Origin of the sequence: Candidatus Contendobacter odensis Run_B_J11, assembly GCF_000531125.1 — a bacterium.
Taxonomy (GTDB): domain Bacteria; phylum Pseudomonadota; class Gammaproteobacteria; order Competibacterales; family Competibacteraceae; genus Contendibacter; species Contendibacter odensensis.
Genome location: NZ_CBTK010000181.1, coordinates 1 through 6,205, shown reverse-complemented (window position 1 = coordinate 6,205; position 6,205 = coordinate 1). Strand labels below are relative to the sequence as shown.

The 6,205-nt window shown below is 55.8% G+C and carries 5 protein-coding genes; all 5 read left to right on the top strand.

From position 1 onward, the window contains the following. Positions 1-830 precede the first annotated feature (830 nt). Entirely contained in the window at positions 831-3,065 is a 2,235-nt protein-coding gene (locus BN874_RS11550) for a DUF7024 domain-containing protein (protein ID WP_034433433.1), read from the top strand. A gap of 365 nt (positions 3,066-3,430) precedes the next feature. Further along, entirely contained in the window at positions 3,431-4,198 is a 768-nt protein-coding gene (locus tag BN874_RS11545) for an ABC transporter permease (RefSeq protein WP_034433431.1), read from the top strand. Beyond that, on the top strand, positions 4,195-4,374 hold the full coding sequence (locus BN874_RS11540) for a hypothetical protein (RefSeq protein ID WP_034433429.1): 180 nt from the start codon (positions 4,195-4,197) through the stop codon (positions 4,372-4,374). The genes BN874_RS11545 and BN874_RS11540 overlap by 4 nt, the downstream gene beginning before the upstream one ends. Continuing rightward, positions 4,371-5,570: an ABC transporter ATP-binding protein gene (locus BN874_RS11535; protein ID WP_034433427.1), complete on the top strand. Its 1,200-nt coding sequence runs from the start codon at positions 4,371-4,373 to the stop codon at positions 5,568-5,570. The genes BN874_RS11540 and BN874_RS11535 overlap by 4 nt, the downstream gene beginning before the upstream one ends. 6 nt (positions 5,571-5,576) lie before the next feature. After that, positions 5,577-6,205 (top strand): DUF4214 domain-containing protein (locus BN874_RS11530; RefSeq protein ID WP_034433425.1); only part of this gene is annotated, 629 nt, incomplete at its 3' end.

The following is a 6,205-nucleotide window of genomic DNA, read 5'->3' as shown; positions in this document are numbered from 1 at the left end:
AAAGACTGCCGAAACATCATCAAGAAAACGGCTGAACCGATCCTGAACGGTCGGTCGATTCGACCCAAGGTCGTCGCCAGCGCGAGATCCCTGCACTCAACTCCCCTAAATTCCATAATTCCAAAACGCGAAATCCGCCTCGATTTAAGAAAGCCTAGCACTGCCCATCGCATTTTCCAAGCCGACCGCCCCAATCGGATCGCTCAGACCCAGGGCTTCCCCATTCGTTCGCCCTGATTCTTCGCTAAGCTTAGAAGTCGAACCGTACCGTTCATACCCCCCCCACCCCGAGCCTCCCCCGCAAGGGGGGAGGGAGTGTTGCCGAACAACCGCTTGCTTGGCTCCCCCTCCCCTCTGCGGGAGGGGGTTGGGGGGAGGGGGTGAATGCATACGTCGAACCCATTCGGACCAGGGTTGTTGCGAAAAAACACTTTTACCACAAATTGTGGTGCTGATTATACGAGCGCAAGCCCCGGCGTCAATCTAAATTCACTGCGCTGAGTGGGGTGGCAACGCGGAATCCGTTGCATCAACCTTATTGCATAGCAATCCTATTAAGACTTTCGCCAAGCCCCTTAAATTCGTCATACCCGCGAAAGCGGGTATCCATGCTTTACAGTGGCTTACTGGATTCCCGCTGGCGCGGGAATGACGGAAAGCGAAAGTCCTGCCTATATTGACTTGTGGAATTCGTCGTAGCACGGGCTTCCAGCCCGTGAACTGAACACGGGCTGGAAGCCCGTGCTACATTATTCAAACTATCGGGAATGGGTATAAACCCCTATAAAACAGGTTCCACTACATCCTTTTGCCGCGCCGAGAAACCATCAATGCCCCTCGCACTCCCTGACAAAGCGGTATGGCGCGCCCTGCTGGTCGTAACCGTGCTGAGCCTCACCCTGTGCTACAGCCTGCACCTGTGGCAAGTCGATCTCACCTTGCCCTTGCGCTACAGCGGCGACGGCCTGATGTTCAGCGCCATCATTAAAAACACGCTGGAAACCGGCTTCTACCTGCACAATCCCCACCTCGGCGCACCATTCGGCGCGGAATACTACGACTTCCCAATGGTGGACGGCGTCAGCTTCCTGCTGATTCGCTTTTTTGGCCTGTTCACCACCAACTTTGCCGCCGTCTACACCCTGTGCTACCTGGCCGGATTCCTGCTCGCTGGCAGCGCTGCGTTCCTGATTTTGCGCCGAATGCACATCGGCTTCCTGCTGGCTCTGACCGGCGCGGTTCTCTACGCCTGCCTGCCGTTCTACTTCCTGCGCATCGAACACCTGTTCCTGGTCACCTCCTACTTTATCGCCCCGATCATGCTCTGGGCCGCGCTGAGAATCCTGAGCAACCAACCGCCGTTTTTCAACGCGGCGGGAAAATTCCGCCCGCTCAACCCGCGCTGGCTGATCGCCGCGCTGCTGGCCGGCACCAGCGGCGCCTACTTTGCCTTCTTCGGGGTGATGCTAACCGCACTGGCAGCGCTGCTGAACTTCATCACCACAAAATCCTGGCGCGGTGCGGTGAGCGGCGCTCTGTTCATCGGCCTGCTGGGAAGCAGCGCCCTGCTGACCCTGGCTCCCAACCTCGACTACCACCGGGAACACGGCCCCAACCAGCAGGTCGCGCAACGAGCACCGGTTGAATCCGAAGCGTTCGGCCTCCGCATCACCCAACTGCTCCTGCCTCACCCCGGCCACCGCTCCGACACCCTCCGCGCCATGGTCGAAAAGTACAGCCGCAACGCCCCGCTGGTTACCGAAAACGCCACCGCCGCACTCGGATCCATCGGCGCGGCGGGCTTTCTGCTGCTGATTCTGGTGCTGCTGTCCGGCCAGCGGCTGAGCCACAACATCCCCTATCTGTGGGAACTCAGCGTACTCAATATCAGCATGGTGCTGTACGGCACCATCGGCGGCTTTGCTACCGTGTTTGCCCTGCTGGTGCATCCGCAAATCCGCAGCGTCAACCGCATCAGCATTTTCATTGGCTTCGCCGCGCTGGCGGCGGTGCTGCTGCTGATCCAAGCGCTCCAGAATCGAAGGCAAGGGCGAGCGCCCCACCTCGGTTCAGCCATGGCGGTATTACTGCTCGGCTTCGGCCTCTGGGATCAACTCTCCCCTTACTGGGAATCCGACCAGATCCCGATCGCCGCCGAATTTGCCCAGGACGCCGACTTCATCCACGCCATCGAAGACCGCGCCGGTGCTGACGCCCTGATCTACCAACTGCCCTACACCGCCTATCCCGAAACCCCGGTTCACTATCAGGAAGGACCCTACGCCCTGCTCCGGGGCTACCTGCACTCCGACCACCTGCGCTGGAGCTACGGCGGCATCTGGGGCCGCCCGGAAGCGATGCTGCTGAGAAGACTCGGCGCGCTGCCACCCGATCAACAGCTTGACCTGCTGATCCAGGCCGGTTTTCGTGGCATCTATATTGAGCGGCGCGCCTTCCCGGATCACGGTCAGGCTCTGGAACAGCCGTTGCGGGATCGGCTGCCCGACCCGCCACTGCTCAGCCAAAACGGCCATCTGGCGTTCTACCCGCTCCCGGTTGCCACATCCTCTGCCACCCCGGAAACTCCAGAAGCTACTGCGACCCGGGCGCAGGCGGTGCTGCGGGCAGCGCTGACGCCGACACTGCCCCCCGATACCCTCCAGTTTAATCGGGTACCGTGGCCGGCCTTCATCGCCGAAGTAGACGGCCTGTCGGATGCCGAACCCTGGGGGCGCTGGTCCAACAGCGCCACCGTCACCATCCGCTTCAACCAGCCCTTGCCGGACGCCTTCATGCTGAAGCTTCAGGCCGGTGCGTTCGGCCCCAACCTCAGCCAGCCTTTTACCGTCAGCGCCGGACCGGATCGACAGGAATTGGCGATCACCACGCCACAAGCGATGGGCGAAATGGCTGAATATGTTTTATGCTTCACCCGCTCGCAGGGAACGCGAACCCTGGAAATTACGGTGCCTCAGCCGCAAGGGACCGTAGACGACCCCAGAAAACTCGGTATCGCGCTTTCCCGCCTGCAAATCCTGCCGGTCAGCGAACCCTGTCCAAAATAATAGCGGGGGTTTCCATAGCAGGACTTTCGCTTCTCGTCATTCCCGCGTCAGCGGGAATCCAGAAAGTCACTGAAAAATTGGATACCCGCATTCGCGGGTATGACGGATTTAAGGGGTTGGCGAAAGTCCTGTATAGCAATCCTGTACCGGTTGTGGAGGTAGCACGGGCCTCTTCTTGCCCGTGCTGCGTCCACAGTATGTATTCACCCCCTCCCCCCCGGGGAGCCAAGCAAGCGGTTGTTCGGCAACACTCCCTCCCCCCCTTGCGGGGGAGGGTCGGGGTGGGGGGTGTGTGAACGGTTATCGTCCAAAGAACTGAACCCGGGCAAGAGGCCCGTGCTACATCCATAGAGAGCATCTTAATTGTGAATCCGGCGCTATTACTCAACTTCACCAAGCAGGAATTGGTGGATCGTTACTCCGGCTCGATCCTCGGCGCGGCGTGGACGTTGATTCTGCCTCTGGTTAACATCCTGATTTTTATTTTTGTCTTCTCCAATCTCATGGGCAGCCGCTTGCCCGGTTCATCTTCGACCTACAGCTACAGCATTTATCTGATCGCAGGAATGATCCCGTGGATTGCCTTTTCCAATACCGTAACGCGGTCGGCATTCACCTTTTCCGGGCAAAGTCATATTATCAAGAAAATCCGCATCTCCTTGCCGCATTTACCCTTATACATTGTGTTATCTGAAAGTATTATTTTTTTAATTTCCCTGCTGTTTTTTCTGCTGTTTTTGGCGATGACCGACAATCTTCCCGGCACCTCCATCGTGATTCTGCCCTTTATTTTTATCACTCAACAAATTTTTGCTTACGCTCTGGGTTTTCTATTTGCCATCTTTGATGTCTTCATCAAGGATATTCGTGAGTTTGTCGGAGTCATTTTCCAAATCTGGTTCTGGTTAACCCCGATTGTCTATGTGCCGGATATTCTCCCAACTTACGCACACTACTGGCTCAGCTATAACCCCGCCTATATCTTCATCAAGGCCTATCATGAATTATTTGCCTTCGGCAACCCGCTGAATACCCAAAGTCTGATGATTCTGGTGGTTATCGCTCACCTGTTGCTGGCACTGGCCTACCTCACCTTCAAAAAGCTGGAAAAGGACATCCGGGATTTTCTATGATTTCACTGCTCTTGTTCACCCTGCTCATCAGCACCCCGATCTATGGGATGTGCCTGTGGCTGACCCATACCCGGTTGCACTGGCGCTATGTAGGTCTGTTACAGATTGCGCTCAGTGGCTGTTATCTTATCATTGTTTTTTATGCTGCCGGACTCGCGCAAAGTCACGCCCCATGATCCAGGTCACCGCGCTATCGAAAAAATTTCGACTTTATCGCAAGGCTTCGGATCGCCTGCGGGAAATCCTGTTCAGAAGAGCCTTCCATACGGAATATCAGGCGCTTGCCAATATCAACTTCACCGTTCAGGACGGGGAGACTTTAGGGATCATCGGTCAAAACGGGGCAGGTAAATCCACTCTGCTCAAACTGCTTACCGGAGTGCTGTTGCCCGATGCCGGCCAGATAGCGATCAATGGCAGAATCACCGGCTTATTGGAACTGGGCACCGGATTTAATATGGAGATGAGCGGGCTGGATAACATCTATACCAATGGCATGTTGCTGGGCATGTCCCGAACCGAAATGGATGCCAAACGCGAATCGATTACCGGTTTTTCCGAATTGGGCCATTTCGTCCATGAACCGATTAAAACCTACTCCTCCGGTATGGTTATGCGGCTGGCATTCTCGATAGCCATTCATGCCGAACCGAAATGTTTTGTCGTAGACGAAGCGCTGTCGGTAGGGGATGCCCATTTCCAACAAAAATGCATGACCCGTATTCGGGAATTTCGCCAGCAAGGCGGATCGATCATCTTCGTATCGCACGACATGAATGCGATCAAAGTTCTCTGCGATAAAGCAATCCTGCTGGATCATGGCGTCCTGATCGAGGAGGGCGATCCAGAATACGTGGTCAATGCCTATAATTACCTGGTGGCCCGGCTGAATGATCAGGAAAACCGGTTACATCTTATTGACTCGGATCAGCATGATTACGGTACGCTGGCGGCGCGAATTGAGGAAGTATCGGTAGTGGGGGAAGATTCCCAGTCCTCAGTAGTCAGTGCCGGTGAAACTACCGTGATCCGGATTATGATCCACGCGCAGCAGGACATTGACGAAGCCACCGTCGGCATTTTGATCCGAAACCGTTATGGACAGGATATCTTTGGTACCAATAGCTATCACCTCAAGCAGCCGTTGGCTTTGCACGCCGGACAGCGCTACGCCCTGCGCTATACCCTGCCGATGAACGTCGGTTCCGGCAAATATTCGATAACCGTCGCCCTCCACAGCGGCCCCACCCATGTGGCCGACTGTTACCATTGGCGCGATCACGTTGCGGCTTTCGAGGTTGCCGGCACCCGTGGCGATGTGTTCACCGGACTTTGCAAGCTCTATCCCTCTTTCACTATGACTCTTGTGTAATCCATCGTGCTGGAAATCTACGTTCCCGATCTCACTGTCGACACCCTCATGGCCCGTCTGCAACAGGCGATGACCGGCTCCACTCTCATGGATCAAACGATCACCATGGAAAACTCTTGCGAATCTCTCGCCTTGCCCCGTTATCCGGTGGCCGCGCCCTTTCAGATCAAACCGGTTTATACCCTGCACGAGTTCACCGACTACCACGATGCCGATTTTATTCGCAATGCGTATCTCGGTATTCTCGGTCGCGAACCGGACAGCAATGGCCGGCATCACTTTCTAAGTCAATTGCGGGCGGGTACCTTCAGCAAAACCGAAATTTTAGGCAAGCTGCGTTATTCAGCCGAAGGTCGCCGCCACCGGGTCAGGATCAAAGGACTACTGCCCTGTTTTGCCCAGCAAACCCTGGGACGGATACCGGTTCTAGGTTTTTTAGTGCAGTTTATTGCCAGCTTGGTGAAATTACCGCGCAATGCCCGAAATCTGCGCGGCTTGGAAAGTTATTGCCATTGGCGATTTTTCCAGGGGCAGCAACTGTTCGATGAGCAGGCCCAGCTTATCGAACAGGCTTTGGTGAATTTGCAATCCAGATATCAGGCGCTTCAGCAACAGATGGAGAGTCGTCACGACGA

Excerpts from the sequence above, each read along its gene's own strand:
- BN874_RS11550 (WP_034433433.1), top strand. The coding sequence starts at position 831 with ATGCCCCTCGCACTCCCTGACAAAGCGGTATGGCGCGCCCTGCTGGTC.
- BN874_RS11540 (WP_034433429.1), top strand. The coding sequence starts at position 4,195 with ATGATTTCACTGCTCTTGTTCACCCTGCTCATCAGCACCCCGATCTAT.
- BN874_RS11535 (WP_034433427.1), top strand. The coding sequence starts at position 4,371 with ATGATCCAGGTCACCGCGCTATCGAAAAAATTTCGACTTTATCGCAAG.